Raw genomic sequence first — 23,638 nt, 5'->3', positions numbered from 1 at the left:
ATGACTCTTCAACAATCCCGCCGCCTGCAAAGCCTGCTGCTCGGCACTCTGGCCTGGGCCATCGCGATCCTGATTTTCTTCCCGATCTTCTGGATGGTGCTGACCAGTTTTAAAACCGAAATCGATGCGTTCGCCACGCCGCCGCAGTTCATCTTCACGCCGACGCTGGAGAACTACCTGCACATCAACGAGCGCAGTGACTACTTCAGCTTTGCCTGGAACTCGGTGGTGATTTCCTTCAGTGCCACTGCGTTGTGCCTGCTGATCGCGGTGCCGGCGGCCTACTCGATGGCGTTCTACGAAACCCAGCGCACCAAAGGCACGCTGCTGTGGATGCTCTCGACCAAGATGCTGCCGCCGGTGGGCGTGCTGATGCCGATCTACCTGCTGGCCAAGAGTTTCGGCCTGCTGGACACGCGAATCGCGCTGATCGTGATCTACACGCTGATCAACCTGCCGATCGTGGTCTGGATGATTTACACCTACTTCAAAGACATCCCCAAAGACATCCTCGAAGCCGCACGCCTGGATGGCGCAACGCTGTGGCAGGAAATGGTCCGGGTGCTACTGCCGATCGCCAAGGGCGGCCTGGCTTCCACGGTTTTGCTGTCGCTGATCCTGTGCTGGAACGAGGCGTTCTGGTCGCTGAACCTGACCTCGTCGCAGGCCGCGCCACTGACCGCGTTGATCGCCTCGTACTCGAGTCCTGAAGGTTTGTTCTGGGCCAAGTTGTCGGCAGTGTCGACCCTGGCCTGTGCGCCGATCCTGATCTTCGGCTGGATCAGCCAGAAACAATTGGTCCGCGGCCTGTCGTTTGGCGCCGTGAAATAGCCCTCAAAGAATAAGCACAAAGGAGCGCCATCATGGCCAACCTGAAAATCAAAAATCTGCAAAAAGGCTTCGAAGGTTTTTCCATCATCAAAGGCATCGACCTCGAAGTGAATGACAAGGAATTCGTGGTGTTCGTCGGCCCGTCGGGCTGTGGCAAATCCACGCTGCTGCGGCTGATAGCCGGCCTTGAAGAAGTCAGTGGCGGCACCATCGAACTGGATGGCCGCGACATCACCGAAGTCAGCCCGGCCAAGCGCGACCTGGCGATGGTGTTCCAGACCTACGCCCTGTACCCGCACATGAGCGTGCGCAAAAATATGTCGTTCGCTCTGGACCTGGCCGGTGTAGCGAAAGCCGAAGTCGAGAAAAAAGTCGGCGAAGCGGCGCGCATTCTTGAACTCGGGCCGATGCTGGAGCGCAAGCCGAAGCAACTGTCCGGTGGTCAGCGTCAACGCGTGGCGATCGGCCGGGCGATCGTGCGCAACCCGAAAATCTTCCTGTTCGACGAACCGCTGTCCAACCTCGACGCCGCCCTGCGGGTGCAGATGCGCCTGGAACTGTTGCGCCTGCACAAAGAACTGCAAGCCACGATGATCTACGTGACCCACGACCAGGTCGAAGCCATGACCATGGCCGACAAAGTCGTCGTCCTCAATGGCGGCAAGATCGAGCAAGTCGGTTCGCCACTGGACCTGTATCACCAGCCGGCCAACCTGTTTGTCGCAGGCTTCCTCGGCACGCCGAAAATGGGCTTCCTCAAGGGCAAAGTCACCCGCGTCAACGGCCAAAGCTGCGAAGTGCTGCTGGACGCCGGCACCCGCATCACCTTGCCCCTGAGTGGTACCAACCTGAGTGTCGGCGGCGCGGTGACCTTAGGGATTCGTCCGGAACATCTGCAGCTGGCGCAACCCGGTGACTGCACCTTGCAAGTGACTGCCGATGTCAGCGAACGCTTGGGCAGCGACACTTTCTGCCATGTTCTGACGTCGTCCGGCGAAGCGCTGACCATGCGCGTTCGCGGAGATCTGGCCAGCCGTTATGGCGAATCCCTGAGCCTGCACCTGGATGCTGAACACTGCCATTTATTCGATGCCGACGGCGTGGCGCTGACCCGCCCACTGCGCGCCGCAGCCTGATTCGAGAGCATGCGATGAAACTGAATAAACAGAACCTCAACCGCCTCGCCCCCGAGGTGGCCCTGCCCGCCTACACCCTGAGCGATACCCGCCAAGGCATCGCGCACATTGGCGTCGGCGGTTTCCACCGTGCGCATCAGGCGTATTACACCGATGCCTTGATGAATACCGGCGAAGCGCTGGACTGGGCCATCTGCGGAGTCGGTCTGCGCGCCGAGGACCGCCGTGCCCGGGACGATCTCAAAGAACAGGATTATCTGTTTACCCTGTTCGAACTGGGCGACGCCGATGACGCCGAAGTGCGGGTCATCGGAGCCATCCGCGACATGCTGCTGGCCGAAGACAGTGCCGAGGCGCTGATCGACAAACTCGCCGATCCAGACATCCGCATCGTCTCGCTGACCATCACCGAAGGCGGCTATTGCATCGACGACAGCAACGGCGAGTTCATGGCGCACCTGCCGCAGATCCAGCATGATCTGGCCCACCCGAACGCACCGAAAACCGTGTTCGGTTTCCTCTGCGCCGCACTGGCCAAACGGCGCGCAACCGGTACTCCCGCGTTCACGCTGATGTCTTGCGATAACCTGCCGCACAACGGCGCCGTGACCCGTAAAGCCCTGCTGGCATTCGCCGCCCTGCGCGATGCCGATCTGCGCGACTGGATCGAGCGCCATGTCAGCTTTCCCAACGCCATGGTCGACCGCATCACGCCGATGACCAGCACCGAGCATCGTCTGCAATTGGCCGACAAACATGCCGTCGATGATGCCTGGCCGGTGGTCTGCGAACCGTTTGTGCAATGGGTGCTGGAAGACAAATTCGTCAACGGCCGCCCGGCCTGGGAAAAGGTCGGCGTGCAGTTCACCGACGACGTCACGCCTTACGAAGAGATGAAGATCAAACTGCTCAACGGCAGCCATCTGGCTCTGACCTATCTGGGCTTTTTGAAGGGTTACCGCTTCGTTCACGAAACCATGAATGACCCGCTGTTCGTGCGCTACATGCGCGCCTACATGGACCTGGACGTGACGCCGCAACTGGCGCCGGTGCCGGGGATCGACCTGACCGAGTACAAAAACACCCTGGTGGCGCGCTTCTCCAACCAGGCGATTGCCGATCAGCTGGAGCGAGTGTGTTCGGATGGCTCGTCGAAGTTTCCGAAGTTCACCGTGCCGACCATCAACCGCTTGATTGCCGATGGCCAGGAGACCAAGCGTGCGGCGCTGGTGGTGGCGGCGTGGGCGCTGTACCTCAAAGGCGTGGATGAGAATGGCCAGACCTATGCAATTCCGGATCCGCGGGCGGCGTTCTGTCAGGCGCTGGTGGCCGATGATGTGTTGATCACTCAACGAATGTTGGAGGTTGAGGAGATTTTCGGGACGGCGATTCCGCGTTCAGCCGAGTTTGTGGCAGCGTTCGAGTGGTGCTGTAACAGCTTGCGGGATGTTGGGGTGACGCGGACGCTGGAGCGGGTGCTAGCGTAAGAATGGTGGTGAACCTGCTGCCGTCTTCGCGAGCAAGCCCGCTCCCACAGGGATCGAGGTTGGTCACAGATCTGTGTTCCACCACGGACCACTGTGGGAGCGGGCTTGCCCGCGATGGCGGACTGACAAACAACATAAATGTTAAATGGGCATTGATATCGACCTGACGATCCAAGGATCTTCCATGGCAAACCAACAACTTTTCCTCGGCATCGACTGCGGCACCCAAGGCACCAAAGCCATTGTCCTCGACGCGCACAGCGGTCAGGTCCTCGGTCAGGGCGCCGCCGCCCACAGCCTAATCAGCGGCGCCAATGGTCGTCGCGAGCAAGACACCGCTCAATGGCTGGAAGCCTTTACCCTGGCCACCCACCGCGCATTGCTCGCAGCAAATGTAGACGGTCAGGCGATCCTCGGCATCGGCGTTTCCGGCCAGCAACATGGCCTGGTGCTGCTCGACGATCGCGGCCAGGTGCTGCGCCCGGCCAAGCTCTGGTGCGACACCGAGTCCACGCCGGAGAACGACCGTTTGCTCGCCCATCTGGGCGGCGAAAAAGGCTCACTGGAACGCCTCGGCATCGTCATCGCGCCGGGTTACACCGTGTCCAAGCTGCTCTGGACCAAAGAACAACACCCGGAGGTATTCGCCCGAATCGCCCGCATCCTGCTGCCCCATGACTACCTCAACTTCTGGCTCACCGGCCGCAGTTGCAGCGAGTATGGCGATGCCTCGGGCACCGGTTATTTCAACGTGCGAACCCGCCAGTGGGACTTGCAACTGCTGCGCGACATCGACCCGACCGGACGCCTGCAAGCCGCGCTCCCGGAATTGATCGACGCCCACCAACCGGTCGGCACGATCCTGCCGAGTATCGCCGAGCACCTCGGCATCAACCCCAAGGCGCTGGTCTCCAGCGGTGGCGGCGACAACATGATGGGCGCCATCGGCACCGGCAATATAAAACCCGGCGCGATCACCATGAGCCTCGGCTCCTCGGGAACGGTTTACGCCTATGCCGAACAAGCGAACGTCAGCCCGGATGCCTCGGTCGCGACGTTCTGCTCCTCCAGCGGCGGCTGGCTGCCATTGATCTGCACGATGAACCTGACCAACGCGACCGGCGCGATTCGCGAGTTGTTCGAACTGGATATCGAAGCGTTCAACGCCTTGGTCGCGCAAGCGCCGATCGGTGCCGACGGCGTGTGCATGCTGCCGTTCCTCAATGGCGAACGCGTCCCCGCCCTGCCCCATGCCAGCGGCAGCCTGCTGGGGCTGACCATGACCAACCTGACCCGGGCCAACCTGTGCCGCGCCGTGGTGGAAGGCACCACCTTCGGTTTACGTTACGGGCTAGACTTGTTGCGCCAGAATGGCTTACAAAGCCGCTGCATCTGCCTGATCGGCGGCGGCTCGAAGAGTCCGGTGTGGCGACAGATCGTTGCTGACATCATGAATACGCCAGTGATTTGTACCGAACAAAGCGAGGCCGCGGCCCTCGGCGCAGCGATTCAGGCGGTGTGGTGCAAATCCTGGGCAAACGGTCACGAAGACAGCCTGGCGGACTTGTGCGAGCGCTGCGTGAAGCTCGATCTGGCCAGTGAAACCTTACCGATTACAGAAAATGTGGCGGCCTGTCAGCAGGCCTACGAACGCTATCAACAGCATGTCGCAACCCTTTAAAGAGCGAGCAATTATGTATTTGGTGTGTGGCGAAGCGCTGTTCGATTTCTTCAGCGAAGATGATGCCAGTGGCCTGGCATCCAAAGTGAATTTCAAGGCAATTGCCGGCGGCTCGCCGTTCAACGTGGCCGTAGGTTTGCGCCGTTTGGGCGTGGACGCCGCGCTGTTCGGCGGGCTGTCGACCGATTACCTCGGCCGCCGTTTGCAGCGAGTGCTGCAGGATGAAGGTGTGTGCCCGGACTACCTCGTGGACTTTGCCGCGCCGACTACCTTGGCGATGGTCGCGGTCGGTGCCAATGGCTCGCCCCATTACAGCTTTCGTGGCGAAGGCTGCGCTGATCGGCAGTTGAGCCTGGCGCATCTGCCAGAGTTGGGCCCTGAAGTGCGCGGGTTGCACGTCGGCTCGTTCTCGCTGGTGGTGCAACCGATTGCCGATACGTTATTGGCATTGGTGCAACGGGAAAGCGGCAAACGCCTGATCAGCCTCGACCCGAACGTGCGCCTGAATCCCGAGCCGAACATCGAGTTGTGGCGCTCGCGGATTGCCACGCTGGTGGAGCTGGCGGATCTGATCAAGGTCAGCGACGAAGATTTGAGTCTGCTGTACCCCGAGCAAGATCCTCAGCGCGTAATCGAAGGCTGGCTGGAGCATCGCTGTCAGTTGGTGTTCCTCACCCGAGGCGGCGAAGGCGCAACGGTGTTCAGCCGTGCCCACGGCTCGTGGTCGGTGCCGGCCTGTTCGGTGAAAATTGCCGACACCGTGGGGGCTGGCGATACGTTTCAGGCAGCGTTGATTACCTGGTTGACCGAGCAACAACTGGATTCGGTTGGAGGTCTGCAACAGCTGAGTCGCGAGCAAATTGACGCGATGCTCAGGTTTGCAGTGAGCGCTGCGGCGTTGACCTGCAGCAAGACCGGGCCGGATTTGCCGTATCGGCGGCAGCTAGAGTTGCGCTGAATTTGATGGCCTCTTCGCGGGCAAGTCGGATCGCCGCAGCGGTGCGGCGATCCGACTTGCCCGCGGAGGCGATCTAACGGTTAAAGGCCAGGATTCATTGACCAAAAAACTGTAACTAGGGGTTTCCCCTATACTTTTTACCCTCCCCGCCTACGGCATTTCAACCTTGATAATGGCACTTTAATGCTGCACCATCCGCCCCTGCTTTTTCAAAGGACGGAAATCAAGGCATGCTGGACGCAAACGCAACCCATATCTCCCTCACGCTCGAAGGCGTTTCCGTCGACCTGCAGGTCCTCAGCTTCGTCGGCCGCGAAGCCCTCAACCAGCCGTTCTGTTTCGACATCGAACTGGTCAGCGCCCGCCCCGACCTGAAACTCGAAGAGCTGCTGCACAAGCCCGGTTGCCTGACCTTTGGCGCCACCGGCCAGGGCAAAATCCATGGCCTGGTCTACCGCATCGAGCAAGGCGATTCCGGCAAAAGTCTGACCCGCTACAGCATCAGCCTGGTGCCGCAACTGGCCTACTTGCGGCACAACCACGACCAGCAGATTTTCCAGCATTTAACTGTGCCGAAGATCATCGCCCAGGTGCTTGAGGCGCGAGGCATTCTGGCCGACGCCTACAGCTTCCAGCTCGGCGCGATCTACCCCGAGCGCGTGTACTGCGTGCAATACGACGAATCCGACCTGCACTTCATCCAGCGCCTGTGCGAAGAGGAAGGCATTCACTTCCACTTCCAGCACTCGACCAGCGGCCACAAACTGGTGTTCGGCGATGACCAGACGGTGTTCCGCAAACTCGCGCCGGTGAGCTACCAGCAAGACTCCGGCATGGCCGCCAAGAAACCGGTGATCAAGCGCTTCAATCTGCGCCTGGAAACCCGCACCACCCGCGTCAGCCGCCGCGACTACGACTTCGAAAAACCACGAATCCTTCCTGAAGGCACCGCCAAAAGCGAATTCGCCCCGGACCTCGAAGACTACGACTACCCCGGCCGCTTCACCGACCGCGCGCGCGGCAAGCAACTGGCAACCCGCGCCCTGGAACGCCATCGCAGTGACTACCGACTGGCCGACGGCAAAGGCGATGAACCGACCCTGGTCAGCGGCCACTTCATGGCCCTGAGCGAACACCCGCGCGCCGAGTGGAACGACCTCTGGCTGCTGCTGGAAATCGTCCACGAAGGCAAGCAGCCACAAGTGCTCGGCGAGAACATCACCAGCGACGTCACCGACAATAAAGATGACTTCCAGCAGGGCTACCGCAACCGTTTCCTCGCCACCCCGTGGGACGCGCATTACCGCCCTGCCCTCGAACACCCGAAACCCAAAGTATTGGGCAGCCAGACCGCCATCGTCACCGGCCCGCCGGGGGAAGAAATCCACTGCGACCAATACGGCCGCGTCAAAGTGCAGTTCCACTGGGACCGCGACGGCCAGGGCAACGACACCAGCAGCTGCTGGCTGCGCGTCGCCACCGGCTGGGCCGGCAACGCCTACGGCGGCATCGCCATCCCGCGAATCGGCATGGAAGTGCTCGTCACCTTCCTTGAAGGCGACCCGGACCAACCGCTGATCACCGGCTGCCTGTACCACAAGGGAAACGTCGTCCCCTACGACCTGCCGGCGAACAAAACCCGCAGCACCTTCAAAACCCTCAGCTCACCGGGCGGCAAGGGTTACAACGAGTTTCGTATCGAAGACAAGAAAGGCGCGGAACAGATCTACCTGCACGCCCAGCGCGACTGGGATGAAAACATCGAGCACGACCAGAAAATTCGTGTCGGCAATGAGCGGCATGACACGGTCGAGGCCAATGCGTTTAGCGAGTTCAAGGTCGAAGAACATCGCGTTACCCATCTCGACCGCAAGACCGAAGCGCGGGCTGATGATCACCTCACTGTCGGCGTGACTCAGCACCTGAAGGTGGGGACTGCGCAGTTTGTCGAGGCGGGTCAGGAGATTCACTACCATGCTGGGGAGAAAGTGGTGGTTGAGGGTGGCATGGAGCTCACAGCCAAGGCTGGTGGGAGCTTTGTGAAGATTGATGCGGGGGGCGTGACGATTAGTGGGGCTGAGGTGAAGGTGAATTCTGGTGGTGGGCCGGGAGCGGGTTCAGGTACCCAGGCATTAGGTCCATTGATCCCGTTAGCAGCTGCAATCGCGAGCGCCGGTCAACTTTTAGAACGAAAAACAGTTCTCGAGAAAACAGACCATGACTTGGATTTCTTGATTACTGATCAAAACACGGGTTTACCGTTGAAAAATTTTCCTTATGTCATCAAAACCTCTTCGGGCAAGAGCCTGGCGGGACGTACCAATGATGAAGGAAGAACTGGAAAAATAAAAAGTGCAGAAGCGGAAATGGCTGTGATTGAGGTGTATGACGACATCCCCCCTATCAATCCAGGATGGGACGCTTGATATGCCTAAATTGAAACCTTTGGCCACAAGCCAAAAAGCGTTGACTCCGGTAACCGATAAAACCCCGGCTTCAGTCGTGGTAGATGACAGTAAGCGTTTGAAGGAAATCAGGAAGCTGGTTGAAGCCAACAACAAGTCCTCGATTGATACAAACACTATCATTTGCCAAATCTACATGGAGTCCCGCTTTGACGCTCACGCAGGAGCCAAACAAGACGCGCGCGGGCTTATGCAAGTTCAGCTGGCAGGCGTAAAGCAAGTATTTAAATATCGAAAAAAGAAAGAGCTTGGTCATATGCCAAGCGACAAGCAAACCAAAGACGCTTTTGATGAAGGGCAACGGCTTTACGCTGCGGGAAAGCTCTTTGACGAAGCAACAAACATACAGATCGGCACCGAGTACATGCAGTACTGGATAGATATATCCAGCTCAATTGAAGAGGCCTACAAAAAGTACCGAGGCCTTTCCAACGGGGTTTATTATAAAAAAATAAGTGCCTGTGCCGCCAAACTCGCAGCCAGTCCCGACTCAATGCAGGTACTCAGGGATAATATAAAGTGAAAAGCGCATGGCTGTATTTAATCACTATTCTGTCAATAGGGAACGCTTGTGCGGAGCCGCCCAAGTCAATTCTCCATTGCCCTTTGTCTGATGGGACACAGGTGTCTTTACTGGCCGAGTCAACCGCAGAGGGCCAGCGCTTATTTCTTGAGCTCGATCAGAAAACACAAACTGCATTTACAGACATGCCCGATACCGACTTTGTCGGGCAGGTGGTCCTGGCAAAGTGTGTTTCCTCCAGTTTTATATTTGCACTCAACTACGGCTCGCCATACTTGAAAGGTGTTGTTTTACGCAAAAACCCCGTCAGTCATTCGATCGAACGAATCGATTTTGCAGAGAAGTCCCTGCCCCGCTGGCTTTATCTTGGACAAGAGCAAATGCGGCTGGTCATTCCAAATATCGGGAACGAGGTCTCGGGAAAGTTTCTGGTCTATGACTATTTCGTAGGAAAAGGGCAACCAGAGGAAGCTGGTAGTGTTGATGCTCCGCCAGATACTCATGGGTTCAAGGTTTTACGCCTGAAATGAGCGCTTCATCCCATCGAGTGCATCACCGTCGGACATCTAGCTTCAAAGCCTACCCCACAGGAGGCAGGCTTAAAGGTACGGCGTCAGGCTGGGGCTTTCCATCCCATCATCCGTTGCTGTGCAACCTGCAGCAGGTCGCAACCATCCTGAGTCAGCAAATAAAGCGCATGGGTAATGTGCGGAATGTCCTGAACGTCGCCATGCTTGAAGCACTGGCAGTGGAGTGTTTCAAGTAACTGGCTGGAGGCTCGGATGCGCTGCAACGCGGCTTCGAGAATATCTTGGGGATTGGCTTCGGTGTCGATTACCAAGGGATTTGAGTCGGTAATGCTGCTTTTGATTGAACGATAGCGAACAGGAAACGGGTTGAACGTTGGCATAAGAATTACTCAAACGTTAGTTAAGTAACCGCCAGCACCGTGACCAAACGATGGAGGCGGACTGTGTACAGGCTTGGTCAACCGATAACCCGCAAATCGGCTCGCCCGAAGGCGTCCAGCACACAGCCGCCATAACAACGCACAACGAAGACAAAGATGTCCGTAGGGCGAATGATGGCACATATGTATGCGGGATATCAGGTGACCAAACCTGTTCGCTGATTTTGCAGCGATGCCAAACAGTAAACGCTGGTTGCAGGTCGGCGAAAGACGACAAGGCGCCCAAGCTTGTAGGAACCAGCCGAACCTCCCTCAGTTTTTTACCTACATGAAACCTCTGTCAGAAACCTCCTCACGACAGGTAATACTGTTCACTTAAGCAATGCGATCTGTAGCAGCTGGCGAAGCCTGCGTTCGGCTGCGAAGCAGTCGTAAAATCAGCCATTGCGCTGCGTCAGGTACACCACTACAGCCGGATTCACGACTGCTACGCAGCCGAACGCAGCCTTCGGCAGCTGCTACAAAGAATGCGTCGCGGCTGAAATTGCTTAAGTGAACAGCGTTACCTCACGACAGGCGGCATACAACCCGGTTAACCATCGCTTAACCCCACGGTCCAAAACTTTACTGGACCGCACGCCCTCAGCTTTCTCTGACGCCCAGTGCGGCAGGTTCGACGTTCTTCAGTCGAACTGACCTTCCCTCTGCACTGGAGAAGCATCATGAACATGCGAACACTACTGATAACTACCGCCCTTGCCTGCACCGCGTTCGCAGGTTTCGCTCAGGCCAACGATACGTCGTCCTCCCAGGCAGTGCCCTATCACTACGGCATGCCGCTTCATGTGGGCAAAGTCGTTTCCCTGACTGAGCCATCGACGCTGGAATGCCAAGTGGTGACGGCTAACATGAAGTACATCGACAAGTCGGGTAAGCCTGCGGAAATTACGTACCGAAAACTCTCTGACGCGTGCAGTTATCAGAACTGACAGAAGATTCTGATTCGGAGCTTGGCGGTAGGCCAGTGAGGATTCTGACGCTATGCTTTGGCGTCTTCCTCACTGCCGAAAGGATTCGCCATGCAGTTCTCGTTTCGCACGCTGTCGACAGTCACCGCTGCCCTTTGTTTTCTGCTGGCGCTGGTCTGGGGTTTAATGCCGCAATGGTTGCTGGCGATCTGGAGTATCGAGTATTCGTCCGCGTCGGGTGTTATCGCCAGGCGCAGTGCGGTGCTGTTCGGCGCATTAGGGGTGATGTTCTATCTCGCACGGCAGGCACCGCCCTCGGCGGCGCGAAGCGCGATGTGCAACGGCTTTATGGTGGGGTGTTTCGGTTTGGCAGCGCTGGGCCTCGGCGAATGGCTCAATGGTCATGCAGGGCCGGGTATTTTACTGGCGATCCTGGTGGAATTGGCGCTGGGCCTGGGGTTTATCCAGACCCGGCGCGTGTCGCTCGAACTGGGTGAAAACGCCGGTTAATGGGCTTTTGACGTCGGGTGCAACAGCTGGCTGTGCGCATTGTGCGCAAGGTCGGTGCGTAACTCGGCTATCAGATTATTGATTTCCCGACACCCGTTGAGGTGATGGGCATCTATGCCGGTGACGAACAGGTCGAGATGGTCAGTCTCGCTGTCCGAATACACCTTGACGGTCATCGACAGGTCCGGCGACAGCGTGCATTGGCAGCGTTTCGGAAGAAAACTGCTTTCAACGATATTGCGTAGTTCCAAGGCAGAAAGAAACATGGCCACCCTCTCGGTATTGTGAGATTGCCAATCAAAAATCAATGTCGCTCGGAGCTCAGATCGCCCGTTCTTTTCGTCCGTGCGGGTTTCATCGTTCCAACGTCCGACCGTTTTCTTGTTTCAGCGCTGACTCAACAGGGATCGCGGTCAGCTCAAGACAGCTTCAGCATAAAACATGCCCAGAATTTCGCTCTGCACCTCGTCGGCGAATCAAGGATTGGCGGGGGTGGCTATAAAGCGACTCGTGCAAAATGCAAGAAAGGACTGTTTCCAACCCTGCATTTTGCATCCCCCCGATGTCGGATTTGCATTGACTGAGGACGGTAGTAAGAATGCGGCCCATCCATTCAGTATCCGCTGACCCCACACACACGCAAGGAGGCATCATGGGTGCTTTGCCGCTTAACACGACCGTCGGGCTGATAGTTGCCGTTTTGTCGTCCGTAGCCCACGCCGCAACCCTCGAAAACGTCGCGCCATATCCCAAGCCTGAGAGCGGTTTTACCCGCCAGGTCATTCACCTCGCCCCGCAACACCAGGAAGACGGCTATCAGGTCGAGATTCTGGCCGGCAAGACTCTGACCGTGGACTGCAACCGTCAGCACCTGGGCGGCAGGCTTGAGGAAAAAAACCTTGAGGGCTGGGGTTACCCGTATTACCGGCTGGAAAAAGTCACCGGCCCGATGAGCACGCTCATGGCCTGCCCGGATGGCAAGAGCAAAAAGGACTTCGTGCCGGTGGTCGGTGACGGTTTCAGGCTGCGCTACAACAGCAAGCTGCCAATCGTTCTCTACGTGCCCAAGGACGTCGAAGTACGCTACCGGATCTGGTCGGCGTCGAGTCATGTCGAGAAAGCTGTTCAGGAATAACCGGCCCGTCCCTCACGCCGGGGCGCCGCTCAACGCGGCGCGCTCCGCCACGTGCCGCAAACTGTCGAAATTGATGTTCGCTCCGGAATCAATGGCCACCAGGGTCTGACCCCGGGCGCCGGTTCGTGCCACGTACTGCTTGATCCCGGCCACGGCCAGTGCGCCGGAAGGTTCGGTGATCGAGCGGGTATCGTCGTAGATGTTCTTGATGGCGGCGCAGAGTTCGTCGTTGCTGACGGTCATTACCTCATCGACGCAGAACCGGCAGACCTCGAAACCATGGGCGCCGATCTCTGCAACGGCCACGCCATCGGCGAAGGTGCCGACGGTTGGCAGCACCACCCGTTCGCCGGCCTGTAATGCAGCCTGCAAGCAGGCGGAATGTTCCGACTCGACGCCGATGATGCGGACTTCAGGACGCAGGTATTTGACGTATGCGGCAATCCCGGCGATCAAGCCACCTCCGCCCACCGGAACGAAGATCGCGTCCAGCGGCCCTTGGTGTTGCCGTAGGATTTCCATGGCGACGGTGCCCTGCCCCGCGATCACGTCCGGATCGTCGAAGGGCGAGACAAAGGTGCGACCGGTTTGCCGTGCCAGGCTCAGCGCGTACTCCAGGGCAAACGGAAAACTCTCGCCATGCAGCACTGCATCGGCACCTCGGCTGCGAACCCCGTGCACCTTCAATTCCGGTGTCGTGCAGGGCATGACAATGGTTGCGGCAATCCCCAACTCACGGGCCGCCAACGCTACGCCTTGGGCATGATTGCCTGCCGAGGCCGTGATCACGCCACGAGCTTTCTGTTCGTCGCTCAGGTTCACCAGTTTGTTGTAGGCACCGCGGATCTTGAAGGAAAACGTCGGTTGCAAGTCTTCGCGCTTGAGCAGGATCTGATTGCCCCATGCCTCGGACAAGGCTGGTGCCGCTTGCAATGGCGTGCGCACGGCGAGTTCATAAACCGGCGCGGCGAGGATTTTTTTCACGTAGTGCTCAAGCAAGCTCTGCTGGGCGGGGGTGCTGCTCATGGTCGTCTCCTTTACGGTATCCGGGTTTACGCGGTCGGCAGCTCCTACACCGGTTGCGTGTGCCCGGTAAGCTCAAACCCAAGAGACAGAAAGTAAAAACCCGCCTCTAGGGCGGGTTGGGTGCTGCAGTCGTGAGCTAGCCCGCCAAATAAGGAATGGCGGTAATAATGCTTGGCTGGCAGCGCAATACAGTGGAAGTCATGGCTGGAAATTAGCCGGACGCTGATGGCAAGTCAATGGCCAATTTTCAAGGGCCGCTGTAGGCTGGCGATCTGCTCATTGTCCCAAGGAAGGAAACCATGAAGTCTGTCGCCCTGCCCCTCATTGCCCTGATTGCTTTCGCCGGCTACACCGTTTCGGTGATGCTGCAGGCCGAGCAATCGTTGCTCGACTTCGGCATCAGCCTGATGTCGCGGCCCGATACCGCGCAGGTGGTGATCGATCTATACCTGCTGGCGACGCTTGCCGGTATCTGGATGTACAAGGATGCGCGCAAGCGTGGGCAGTCGCGGTTGTCGGTGGTTCCCTATTTGTTGGTGACGGCGATTTTTGTGTCGGTCGGGCCGTTGTTGTACCTGGTGGTGCGGGGGCTTCAACGCCGCAAGAACTCCATCGATGCCACTCAACAAGCATGATCCGGATTTGGTCTGATTTTGAGATGGCTATCGCGAGCAGGCTCGCTCCCACAGGGGGCTGTGCCGGACTCGAAAGTTGGGCTCCCCAGATCAAAATGTGGGAGCGAGCCTGCTCGCGAAGGCGATCTGACAGCCGCCGAAGTCACCTCGCCAGGCGCTTGAGGCCAATCACCATCACTCCCGCCCCCAGCATCATCACCGTCAGAAACAACGGATAGGAAATCCACCACGGCGTGCCGGCGGTCATCATGCTGAACTCGGACATGCCGCCAATGCTCGCAATCAGGTTCAACGGCAGAAACACCACGTTGATCAACGTCAGTTTGCGCAGCAGGTTATTCATGCTGTTGTTCATCAGATTGCCCCGCGCATCGATCAGCCCGGAGAACACCGTGGAGTAGATCTCCGCCTGTTTGTAGCACTGGTTGTTTTCGATGATCAGATCGTCAATCAAACCAATGGCTTCAACGCTGAAGTGTTCCTTTGCCGCATGATTACGCAGCCGGGTCAAGACCGCGCCGTTGCTGTGAATGGCGTTGATGTAATAGATCAGGCTTTCGCTGAGGTTGAACATCTGGATCAGATGCTGGTTCTGCATCGAGGCATTGAATTTCTGCTGCAACTCCCGGGCAACCATCTTGATCACCTTGAGGTGCCCCAGATAGTGGTGAATGTTGTTGAACAACAGGTCGAGCAACACATCCAGTGGCGTCTTCAGTGACTGCCGCGTGCCGAGGCCGCTCAGCGGCGAGTCGTCGGTGGCGATCACCAGCAGACGCCCCGGGGAAAACAGCAAGCCGCAGGACGACACCTCGAAGGCCAGGCTGCCGCCGCCGGAGTAGTTTTCCGGGCGCTTCCAGATCAGGAACAGGTTGTCGGGGTGAAACTCGATGCGCGACACCTCGTCGGGGTCCAGGGCCGAGGCCAGAGCGTGTTCATCGAGCTTGAAATGGCTGTGCAACAGATCCCGTTCGGCCGCATCGGGGTTACTGAATAGCATCACCTCGGCGTCTAGCCGTTCGACCGCTTGCAAGCCGCCGTGGCTCAGATCAAAGCTCTTGATCATCGGCCGCTCACCAGGCCTGGCCGCGGCGCTTGAGCTCCAGCCGACGGACAAACTCTTCCAGCACCAAGGAATACAAATCGTCCTGCAAGTAGGCGTCTTCGATGCCGGCGTCCATGTTCGGGTTGTCGTTGACTTCGATCACCACCACTTTGTCGCCGGACTGCTTGAGGTCGACGCCGTAGAGGCCGTCGCCAATGAGATTCGCGGTTTTCACCGCCAGTTCAACCACCGCTCGCGGCGCTTCGTGAACCGCCAGGGTGCGGCATTCGCCGTTGATGTCCTGGCCTTTGGCTTTGTGGTTGTAGATCTGCCAATGGCCCTTGGACATGAAGTACTGGCAGGCAAAGATCGGTTTGCGGTTGAGCACGCCAATGCGCCAGTCGTATTCGGTGTAGAAGAATTCCTGGGCGAGCAGCAACACCGAGTGCTCGAACAGTTCGGCAGTCGCCTCGAGCAAGGCTTGCTGGCTTTCGACCTTGATGACGCCCTTTGAGAAACAACCGTCGGGTATCTTCAGCACCAGTGGAAACCCCAGACGCTCGCCTACCCGCTCGAAATCTTCCGGTCGTTCCTTGTAGAGGATTTCAGTGGCGGGCATACCCAACTGATGGCTCTTGAGCAAATCAGTCAGATAAACCTTGTTGGTGCAGCGCAGGATCGACGCCGGGTCATCCATCACCACCAAACCTTCGCTCTCGGCTTTTTTGGCGAAGCGGTAGGTGTGGTTATCGACGCTCGTTGTCTCGCGGATCAGGAGCCCATCGTATTCGGCGATTCGTGCGTAGTCCTTGCGTTCAATCAACTCGACGTCGATGCCTAGTGTCCTGCCGACCCTGATGAAGTTGTCCAAAGCCTTGGGATTGGAGGGCGGCAATGCTTCTTGCGGATCGTGCAGAATGGCCAGGTCATAACGGGCCAATCGCCTGGAGCGCGGCATGCGCCAGATCTTGCGACTGAAACTGTCGAGCGCATTAGCGAACTGATCTTCCTGATCGTCACGCAACTTATGCAAGGTGCCAAACTTTACACCTTCGATGTGCCAACCGTTAGTTCGACGAAACTCAACTAGCAATATCGGACAAGGAAAGACTTCGAACAATTGTCGAGCCAGATCCTGTAATGGCTCGATAGTGGTTTTTCCGAAGTACAGTGTCAGGGTAAACCCTTCGGTATCGCTGTAAAGGTGATTGCTGAGGGCCTTTTCCAGGGTTTTATCCAGATCATCCAGGGCCAGGCCATACAGGGATTTTCGGGTCAGTTCGCTGATGGTCCGCACCGACGGAATAACCTTGTGCCCCCGCGCTTCGGCCAGCAGCGAGCAGTAATAACCGTGCCCGAGGTACTTGTAGCTGCGGCACAGGTTGATCACCTGAACCCGCTTGCCCTGCTCGTTGTCACGGGTCTGTTCGAGGTATTCCTGGGCGGTGACGATGTCTTCACTGGGGAAGTAGGAGGTCCAGTCTTCCTTGCGTTCGACGATGATCATCAACTGGCTGGAAGTTCTGATCGCGCCATTTAAATAGTTTGCAGAAGTTATTGCTGTGGGTAACGTTTGCTCAGATACTTCGCGCCAATGACCTTGTACCGCTGACATAGTGATTGATCCATTGAAGAACAAGACCTTTCCTATTAAGCACGAACTTTTTCGAAAGTCCCGTTTCGTTACGCAACTTTTACGGCGGTCAAATGAATCCTGTTTTTCGCTTGGCGATAGTTGAAGACATCCCGGCACTGCTGGCACTTGAACAGCAATGTTTCACCACGGACCGGCTCAACAGTCGCAGTTTTCAATGGATGATCACTCGGGCTCACGGGCAACTGCTGGTGGCCCAACGTGGCGAGCAATTAGTGGGCTATGCGGTGGTGCTGTTTCACCGGGGTACTTCATTGGCGCGCCTGTACTCGATTGCGATAGCCCTTGATGCTCGCGGCAGTGGACTGGGCAAGCAATTGCTCGAACGTGTCGAGGCCTGCGCCATTGAGCATGATTGCGCCTACCTGCGGCTGGAAGTGCGCATCGACAATCCGTCGGCGATTGCTCTGTATGAGCGCAACGGCTATCGGCGTTTCGCGCTGATTCACGACTATTACCAGGACCATGCCGACGCGCTGCGATTGGAAAAACGTATCCTCCAGCACCGCGATTCACGCAACATCAAGGTGCCTTACTACCCGCAGACCACCGAGTTCACCTGTGGCCCAGCCTGCCTGCTGATGGCCATGGGCGCGCTGCAAGACGATCGAGCGCTGGAGCGTGGCGAAGAGCTGCAAATCTGGCGCGAGGCGACCACGGTGTTCATGACGTCTGGCCACGGTGGCTGCAGCCCTCAAGGCCTGGCGCTGGCAGCGTGGCGGCGTGGCTTTCGGGTGCGACTGCAGCTGAGCATGGCCGGGCCGCTGTTCCTCGACGGTGTGCGCGATGCGCATAAAAAAGACGTAATGCGCCTGGTACACGAGGAGTTCACGGCGCAGTTGCAAGCCACCGACGTGGAGCGAATGATCGGCGGACCACTGGATCTGCCACGGTTACTGCACGATGGCGGACAACCGCTGGTATTGATCAGCAGCTATCGCCTGACCCGTTCCAAGGCACCGCATTGGGTGATCGTCACCGATTGCGATGAAGAGTTCGTCTACTTGCACGATCCGGATGTGGATCACAGCCAGCATCGTCAGCCTATGGATTGCCAGCACTTGCCGGTCAGCCATGGCGAATTCGACAAAATGTGCAGTTTTGGGCGAGGCAAGCTGCGGGCGGCGGTGATTCTCTATGCTCCCCGGTGAAACTCCCCTGTAGCAGCTGGCGAAGCCTGCGTTCGGCTGCGCAGCAGTCGTCAATCCTGGCCTCGGTCTGCCTGAGCCACCGCGGTGGATGATTTTACGACTGCTGCGCAGCCGAACGCAGGCTTCGCCAGCTGCTACAGGGGGGTTAGTTACTTCAGGCCAAGCTTGTACAGCCCCCCGTCATCTTCATCGGTCAGTACATACAAATAACCATCCGGCCCCTGCCGCACATCGCGAATTCGTTTATTGAGCTCACCCAACAACCGCTCTTCGTGAACAACTTTGTCGCCTTCGAACTGCAGGCGAATCAGCTCCTGACTCACCAGCGCCCCGATAAATACGTTGTGCTGCCAGGCCTTGAAGCGATCGCTATCGTAGAAGGCCATGCCGCTCAGGCCCGGGGATTTTTCCCAGACATGGTGCGGGCCCACAGTGCCTTCGGCGGTTTCGCCTTTGGCTTCCGGGATCGGCAGGCCGGAATAGTTGATGCCGTGGGTTGCCATCGGCCAGCCGTAATTTTTGCCTCGTTCAATGATGTTGATCTCGTCGCCGCCCCGAGGGCCGTGCTCGTTTTCCCAGAGTGTGCCGCTCCAGGGGTTGAGGGCCGCGCCTTGCGGGTTGCGTTGGCCGTAGGACCAGATTTCCGGGCGAACGCCTTTTTGCCCGACAAAAGGATTGTCCTTCGGCACTTTGCCGTCCGGGTAGAGCCGCACGATCTTGCCTTGCAGTTTGTCGAGATCCTGCGCCGTGGGCCGGTCGTTGTTCTCGCCCAGGGTGATGAACAGATAACCGTCGCGGTCGAACACCAGTCGCGAGCCGAAGTGATTGCCGACCGAGAGCTTGGGCTCCTGACGGAAGATCACCCGGAAATCCTTGATCGCCGTCAGGTCTTCCGACAACCGTCCGCGGCCAACCGCCGTGCCGGCCTTGCCGCCTTCACCGCCCCCTTCGGCGTAAGACAGATAGACCATGCGGTCTTGCTTGAAATCGGGTGACAACACCACGTCGAGCAATCCGCCCTGCCCCTTGGCCCAGACCTGAGGCACGCCATTGAGCGGACCCGAGAGTTTGCCGTCTGCGCTGACCAGCCGCAGGTTGCCAGGCCGCTCGGTCACCAGCATCCCTTGGCGGTCGGGCAGAAACGCCAGCGCCCAAGGATGCTCCAGGCCTTTAACGATCGGCGTGAGCTCAAGGGTGCCCTGCTCACTTTTTATATCCTGTGTCGGCGCCGCGAAAACGGGCGCAGTGGCTGTCAACAACGCGCTGGCGCAGAAGGTGGCCAAGAGGGTTTTACGCAACATGCACGATTCCTTTTGTCGTCAAAATGGCTGGCAAGACCTCTGTCCTGCCGTTCAACGGTAGTTGCGGTTCGAGTCCCGGGGCGGTGGATTGGGAATGAACTTCGGTTGGCTGGTGGGGGCCGGTCGATCTTGCGGATAGCGGTTGCCGATACCACCATTATCGAGCGTTGGCGGTCGTGGCACAGGCACAGTGTTTGGCCCGCGGATTACCGGGATGTTGGGTTGCGTGCCTTGCATGCTGTTGGGATTGGCCCGGCGAATCGGGCTGTTGTAGGGATTGTTGTTGGTGCTGCCCGGCAGGTTCTGCGCCAGCAGCAAGGGCGAGGACGGCGATGCGGCGTCTGCCAGAGCCAAAGGACTTAGCACGCCACTCAATGCCATCGCGATGACGCCGAGCACACATCGGTTCATGAGGACCTCTCTAAATGAGCGTGCCACGCTTCATGGATGAATGAAGCCACGCTACGCCCAGGGTTCGGATTTGTTAACTAAAACCTCCTCCACAAGATGTAACACGAGTTAACCGCACCGCCGATCCGCCCGCAGGACCGGGCCGCCGCTGGCTGAAACTTTTGCCCTTGGCCACAGGTCACCAGAACATCAATCGACGAGATCACGACGATGGCACGGGCAATCTGGAAAGGCGCAATCAGTTTCGGTCTGGTGCACATCCCCGTGGCGCTGGTTTCGGCGACGTCTTCGCGCGGGATCGATTTCAACTGGCTCGACCGCCGCAGCATGGACCCGGTCGGCTACAAGCGCATCAACAAGGTCACCGGCAAGGAAGTCACCCAAGAGCACATCGTCAAGGGAATCGAGTACGAAAAGGGACGTTACGTGGTGCTCAGTGAAGAGGAGATTCGCTCGGCTCATCCACTGTCGACCCAAACCATCGACATTTTTGCCTTTGTCGGCAGTGAGCAGATCCCCCTGCAAAACATCGACACGCCCTACTACCTGGCGCCGGACAAACGCGGCGGCAAGGTCTATGCGCTGTTGCGCGAAACCCTCAGTAAAACCGACAAGGTCGCCCTGGCTCGCGTTGTGTTGCATTCGCGCCAGCACTTGGCGGCCCTCATGCCTCTGGAATCAGCCATGGTGCTGGTGATGCTGCGCTGGCCCGCCGAAGTGCGCAGCCTTGATCAACTGGAACTGGGCAGTGAAGTGACCAAGCCGGATCTGGCCAAAGGTGAGCTGGAGATGGCCAAACGGCTGGTGGAGGACATGAGTGCCGACTGGACACCCGAGGAGTACCGCGACAGCTTTGAAGACAAGATCATGGCGCTGGTGGAGAAGAAGGCGAATGAAGGCAAGATCGAAGATGTCGAAACCGTTACCGGTGAAGAGGAGCGCAAGACGGCGGATGTTATCGATCTGACCGAACTGCTCAAACGCAGTCTTGGTGGCAAGGGTAGCGGTAAAGCGACCAGTAAACCGGCCACCAAAGCCAAATCTACTGCAGAGAAAAAACCTACGAAACGGTCTAGTGGCTGACCGATCACAGTAGCATTCCTAAATTATGCAGTGAAAATACAGGCCTCTTCGCGGGCAAGCCCGCTCCCACAGGTTCGGCGGCGTTCGCTGAATTTGTATTCGACTCGGATACTGTGGGAGCGGGCTTGCCCGCGATGGAATCATGCGCCACAACGCAAAACTCAGATCAAAACAAAAATCGCCAGCAACCCACCAAAAATCGCCCACTTCTCCAGGTAGTAGCGAGTGCGGTTACGCTTCTTGAGCGCTTTGCCACGCAGGCGAATCTTGTAGATTTTGGCGAACAAGCGGTTGATACCACCGACCTTGTCGCCGGCATCGTTCGGCGCTCCCGCAGCCGCCATCACCGTGCGGCTGAACCAGCGGTTGAACGCCGTCGCCCAGCGATACTTCATCGGCCGCTCAATGTCACAGAACAGGATGATGCGGTTCTGCTCAGTCGTGTTTTCGGCGTAATGAATGAAGGTCTCATCAAACATCACCGCTTCGCCATCACGCCAATGATAATTCTCACCGTCGACGTTAATGTAGCAACCGGCATCGTTCGGCGTTTCCAGCCCCAAGTGATAACGGTACGAACCGGCATACGGATCGCGGTGACGGACCAGTTTCGAACCCGGTGGCAGTTCGGCGAACATCGCGGCCTTGATCGAGCCGATGCTTTGCACCAGTTCAGTCGTGCGCGGGCAGAGCTTTGCGGCCGACGGGTGACTGTCGCCGTACCATTTGAGATAGAAACGTTTCCAGCCACTTTTGAAAAACGAGTTGAAACCAACGTCGTCGTACTGATTTGAACGCTTGATCTCCCCAGCCTTGAGCAGATTCAGGCCTTCGGCGCGAATCTCTTCCCAATGAGCCTGCAAAGGGCTCAAGTCGGGAAAGTCTGCCGGATTGAGATAAGGCTTATTGGGTGTTTTCGAAAACAGATAAAGGAAGCAATTGATCGGTGCCAGAAACGTCGAGTGGTCGCTCAGTTGACGGCCAAATTTGTGGCGCACCTTACCGCGCAAGTGAACATACGCGATGGAGATGACATAAATAGCGGCAATGATAAGTTTCACGAAAATCGTCACACGTCAGAAATGAACAAACTGGGTCCCGATGGCGCGTTCTTGAGTCAATGCCGGCGGTCGGCATGGGGTCGAAAGATGGCATTTTAGCCACACTTTGTAACTAATAGTTAACCTTCAACTGTGAAAATGTGTCCACGGATACCGCCAAAGCGCCGACGACCCAACATGGGAATGCACAGTAACGCGAACCGCCCACCCGATAGTAGCCACCTGCCACGCCACCATTCGTCGCATATGAAAATCTGGTGCGGAATACGCAACATGTCTGGCGTAGGCTTTGCACCGGTCGGACGTAGCAGCCCCGGAACGACGTAATTCTGACGCGGCGGCAATTAAATTAACACTTAAGGACTCCAGCGATACGCTTGGTCAGTCACCGGAGATGTAACGTGTCAACTCTCAATGAAATCGCAGCGAACCACGCGAGAATGGCTAAGGCAAAAGAAGAAGAGTCGACCGGACTGAATGAGCGGCACCTTCAAATAGTGGGAAGTTTCGAAATCCCATCTATCGATGAACAACAACACATTCCACTGCACCTCATTACTGGAGGGCAGGACAACCATCTCGGACAAGCCGCTGGCTACTTGCTCTGAGTCTCGACCTGGTCAGTCGCCGGCTTGTCGCACGCCGTTCAACGTGCGGCAAAGCCAGACTTTCCCGCTGAGCGACAAATAGTCATTGGCACCACTGCGACTCACAGGGGATTGCGTCGTTGTCGCCGTCCATTTTCATTCCTGGGCAATTTTTCAGAAAGTTTTTGGCCTCTGCGCACGAGGTCATCTGCGAACAATATTTTCGCCCATCACATTTGAATGGCGCTGAAACAGGCTTCGGCGCAGTCACGACTATAGAGACTTCTTTAGAGACTTCTTTGGGATTCGATAGTTGAACCGCAGCCCAGGACTGTAGTTCAGGGGAAAGCTTCCAAGCCAACAGACCAACAACAAGCATCACCAAAATCAGTTTCATTTTGATCCCATCCATGATGAGAGATTGTTTGCGTTCTCACGTTGCCTGCTTTCCAGCGTAACCCATTTATCCACTCACAGCGGGGGATGGCGGGTAAGAAGCGCGCCTTGGGTCAGGGGAGTATCTGCGAGCCGCTATCGATCAGGTGATGGTTAGCGGTCATGACAAGGAAACGCCAGCGCGCCCGGAAATCCGGCCCCTGACGAAGAAGAATAGCCCCCTCCCCACCTTCTGCTGTCACGCATGGCATGGAGAGACGAGTCTGAATTGGTGCCCACCCTGACCAAGTGCTGGCCATTCAGCAATCCATCTGAAACACACGAGGCCGGGCAAGCGGTGCTGACTTTACCCAGAGCCACGCCAAGTGTCCCGAACACAACGCTGAACAAAAATAACATTGAGGTGGCCTCTGAGTTTCCCGGCCTATCCAGGATGAGCCCTCCTCAGACAGACCCCGGTTCTGCACAAACCGTGGCCGAACCTCAAAGAAGCGTGCGACACGTTATCGCCCACCGTACAACTGCCGTCACACTTATGCGACAATATGCGCAATGTCTGGCATGAATCCCGCCTTTTTGCCCAACAGCTTGGACACAGCGTCCAGATGCTGCTCTCGACTTATGCGCGCTGGTTGAACTCTAGCGGTGACTGGGGAGAGATGGAGTGAATCTCCAGAATGTCCC

At 57.6% G+C, this 23,638-nt stretch carries 24 protein-coding genes and 1 pseudogene; 16 read left to right on the top strand and 9 right to left on the bottom strand.

Features of this window, described 5'->3' with window-relative positions; genetic code table 11:
- The 8 genes from JFU11_RS08675 to JFU11_RS08640 all read left to right on the top strand — a co-directional run bounded on the left by JFU11_RS08675 (position 1) and on the right by JFU11_RS08640 (position 9,611).
- On the top strand, positions 1–831 hold the full coding sequence (locus JFU11_RS08675) for a carbohydrate ABC transporter permease (protein WP_007905617.1): 831 nt from the start codon (positions 1–3) through the stop codon (positions 829–831).
- 32 nt (positions 832–863) lie between these two features.
- Positions 864–1,967: a sn-glycerol-3-phosphate ABC transporter ATP-binding protein UgpC gene (ugpC, locus tag JFU11_RS08670; RefSeq protein WP_201060377.1), complete on the top strand. Its 1,104-nt coding sequence runs from the start codon at positions 864–866 to the stop codon at positions 1,965–1,967.
- A gap of 14 nt (positions 1,968–1,981) precedes the next feature.
- Entirely contained in the window at positions 1,982–3,454 is a 1,473-nt protein-coding gene (locus JFU11_RS08665; protein ID WP_123722853.1) for a mannitol dehydrogenase family protein, read from the top strand.
- Positions 3,455–3,638: 184 nt separating this feature from the next.
- Positions 3,639–5,135 carry a xylulokinase gene (gene xylB, locus JFU11_RS08660; RefSeq protein WP_201060376.1) on the top strand — a complete coding sequence of 499 codons (1,497 nt, stop codon included), beginning with the start codon at positions 3,639–3,641 and terminating at the stop codon, positions 5,133–5,135.
- A gap of 13 nt (positions 5,136–5,148) precedes the next feature.
- Positions 5,149–6,093 carry a carbohydrate kinase gene (locus JFU11_RS08655; protein WP_201060375.1) on the top strand — a complete coding sequence of 315 codons (945 nt, stop codon included), beginning with the start codon at positions 5,149–5,151 and terminating at the stop codon, positions 6,091–6,093.
- A 230-nt stretch (positions 6,094–6,323) separates the two neighbouring features.
- Entirely contained in the window at positions 6,324–8,519 is a 2,196-nt protein-coding gene (locus JFU11_RS08650; protein WP_201060374.1) for a type VI secretion system tip protein VgrG, read from the top strand.
- A gap of 1 nt (position 8,520) precedes the next feature.
- On the top strand, positions 8,521–9,081 hold the full coding sequence (locus JFU11_RS08645) for a transglycosylase SLT domain-containing protein (protein ID WP_201060373.1): 561 nt from the start codon (positions 8,521–8,523) through the stop codon (positions 9,079–9,081).
- Complete coding sequence (locus JFU11_RS08640) at positions 9,078–9,611, top strand: hypothetical protein (RefSeq protein ID WP_123722857.1); 534 nt, start codon at positions 9,078–9,080, stop codon at positions 9,609–9,611. Before JFU11_RS08645 ends, JFU11_RS08640 begins: the two co-directional genes overlap by 4 nt.
- 83 nt (positions 9,612–9,694) lie before the next feature.
- On the opposite strand, the gene JFU11_RS08635 is transcribed toward JFU11_RS08640, so the two are convergent.
- Positions 9,695–9,991: a hypothetical protein gene (locus tag JFU11_RS08635; protein WP_123722858.1), complete on the bottom strand. Its 297-nt coding sequence runs from the start codon at positions 9,989–9,991 to the stop codon at positions 9,695–9,697.
- Between the two features lie 722 nt (positions 9,992–10,713).
- On the opposite strand from JFU11_RS08635, the gene JFU11_RS08630 reads away from it, so the two are divergent.
- On the top strand, positions 10,714–10,980 hold the full coding sequence (locus JFU11_RS08630) for a DUF2790 domain-containing protein (protein ID WP_123722859.1): 267 nt from the start codon (positions 10,714–10,716) through the stop codon (positions 10,978–10,980).
- A 90-nt stretch (positions 10,981–11,070) separates the two neighbouring features.
- The gene (locus JFU11_RS08625) at positions 11,071–11,469 is read left to right on the top strand and encodes a hypothetical protein (RefSeq protein WP_123722860.1); all 399 of its coding nucleotides are present in this window, start codon (positions 11,071–11,073) and stop codon (positions 11,467–11,469) included.
- Here the strand turns inward: JFU11_RS08625 and JFU11_RS08620 are convergent.
- Positions 11,466–11,735, bottom strand: coding sequence for a DUF1652 domain-containing protein (locus JFU11_RS08620; protein ID WP_123359563.1), 270 nt, complete (start codon positions 11,733–11,735; stop codon positions 11,466–11,468). The two genes, JFU11_RS08625 and JFU11_RS08620, sit on opposite strands and share 4 nt — an antisense overlap.
- A gap of 386 nt (positions 11,736–12,121) precedes the next feature.
- Between JFU11_RS08620 and eco the strand changes: the two genes are divergently transcribed.
- Positions 12,122–12,604 carry a serine protease inhibitor ecotin gene (eco, locus tag JFU11_RS08615; RefSeq protein WP_123722861.1) on the top strand — a complete coding sequence of 161 codons (483 nt, stop codon included), beginning with the start codon at positions 12,122–12,124 and terminating at the stop codon, positions 12,602–12,604.
- A 12-nt stretch (positions 12,605–12,616) separates the two neighbouring features.
- Here eco and ilvA read toward each other — a convergent pair whose 3' ends face one another.
- Entirely contained in the window at positions 12,617–13,630 is a 1,014-nt protein-coding gene (ilvA, locus tag JFU11_RS08610; protein ID WP_201121254.1) for a threonine ammonia-lyase, biosynthetic, read from the bottom strand.
- 299 nt (positions 13,631–13,929) lie between these two features.
- Between ilvA and JFU11_RS08605 the strand changes: the two genes are divergently transcribed.
- Positions 13,930–14,265 carry a DUF2834 domain-containing protein gene (locus tag JFU11_RS08605; protein WP_201060372.1) on the top strand — a complete coding sequence of 112 codons (336 nt, stop codon included), beginning with the start codon at positions 13,930–13,932 and terminating at the stop codon, positions 14,263–14,265.
- A 142-nt stretch (positions 14,266–14,407) separates the two neighbouring features.
- On the opposite strand, the gene JFU11_RS08600 is transcribed toward JFU11_RS08605, so the two are convergent.
- Complete coding sequence (locus JFU11_RS08600) at positions 14,408–15,331, bottom strand: magnesium transporter CorA family protein (RefSeq protein WP_123722864.1); 924 nt, start codon at positions 15,329–15,331, stop codon at positions 14,408–14,410.
- Positions 15,332–15,338: 7 nt separating this feature from the next.
- The gene (locus JFU11_RS08595; RefSeq protein WP_201060371.1) at positions 15,339–16,817 is read right to left on the bottom strand and encodes a RimK family protein; all 1,479 of its coding nucleotides are present in this window, start codon (positions 16,815–16,817) and stop codon (positions 15,339–15,341) included.
- A 200-nt stretch (positions 16,818–17,017) separates the two neighbouring features.
- Between JFU11_RS08595 and rimI the strand changes: the two genes are divergently transcribed.
- Positions 17,018–18,115 (top strand): ribosomal protein S18-alanine N-acetyltransferase, encoded by a 1,098-nt coding sequence (gene rimI, locus JFU11_RS08590; protein WP_123722866.1) that lies wholly within the window; start codon positions 17,018–17,020, stop codon positions 18,113–18,115.
- A gap of 149 nt (positions 18,116–18,264) precedes the next feature.
- Here rimI and JFU11_RS08585 read toward each other — a convergent pair whose 3' ends face one another.
- Complete coding sequence (locus JFU11_RS08585; RefSeq protein WP_123722867.1) at positions 18,265–19,416, bottom strand: PQQ-dependent sugar dehydrogenase; 1,152 nt, start codon at positions 19,414–19,416, stop codon at positions 18,265–18,267.
- A 51-nt stretch (positions 19,417–19,467) separates the two neighbouring features.
- Positions 19,468–19,827: a hypothetical protein gene (locus JFU11_RS08580; RefSeq protein WP_201060370.1), complete on the bottom strand. Its 360-nt coding sequence runs from the start codon at positions 19,825–19,827 to the stop codon at positions 19,468–19,470.
- A gap of 210 nt (positions 19,828–20,037) precedes the next feature.
- Here JFU11_RS08580 and JFU11_RS08575 point away from each other — a divergent pair, with 210 nt between their 5' ends.
- Positions 20,038–20,910, top strand: coding sequence for a Ku protein (locus JFU11_RS08575; protein ID WP_201060369.1), 873 nt, complete (start codon positions 20,038–20,040; stop codon positions 20,908–20,910).
- Positions 20,911–21,071: 161 nt separating this feature from the next.
- On the opposite strand, the gene lpxO is transcribed toward JFU11_RS08575, so the two are convergent.
- Positions 21,072–21,971 carry a lipid A hydroxylase LpxO gene (gene lpxO / locus JFU11_RS08570; protein ID WP_123722922.1) on the bottom strand — a complete coding sequence of 300 codons (900 nt, stop codon included), beginning with the start codon at positions 21,969–21,971 and terminating at the stop codon, positions 21,072–21,074.
- A 401-nt stretch (positions 21,972–22,372) separates the two neighbouring features.
- On the opposite strand from lpxO, the gene JFU11_RS08565 reads away from it, so the two are divergent.
- On the top strand, positions 22,373–22,579 hold the full coding sequence (locus JFU11_RS08565; RefSeq protein ID WP_032836318.1) for a hypothetical protein: 207 nt from the start codon (positions 22,373–22,375) through the stop codon (positions 22,577–22,579).
- An 82-nt stretch (positions 22,580–22,661) separates the two neighbouring features.
- Here the strand turns inward: JFU11_RS08565 and JFU11_RS08560 are convergent, their stop codons facing one another.
- A complete protein-coding gene (locus JFU11_RS08560; protein WP_038983425.1) occupies positions 22,662–22,955 on the bottom strand; it encodes an excalibur calcium-binding domain-containing protein in 294 nt (97 codons plus the stop codon).
- Positions 22,956–23,397: 442 nt separating this feature from the next.
- Between JFU11_RS08560 and JFU11_RS28050 the strand changes: the two are divergent.
- Positions 23,398–23,622 (top strand): annotated as a pseudogene (locus JFU11_RS28050) (site-specific integrase); the annotation flags it as partial.
- Between the last annotated feature and the right edge of the window lie 16 nt (positions 23,623–23,638).

The sequence above is a fragment of the Pseudomonas sp. TH37 genome, assembly GCF_016650735.1.
GTDB classification, from domain to species: Bacteria; Pseudomonadota; Gammaproteobacteria; order Pseudomonadales; family Pseudomonadaceae; genus Aquipseudomonas; species Aquipseudomonas farris.
Note: the sequence above shows the minus strand (reverse complement) of the source record. Positions and strands in the feature narration are given on the sequence as shown.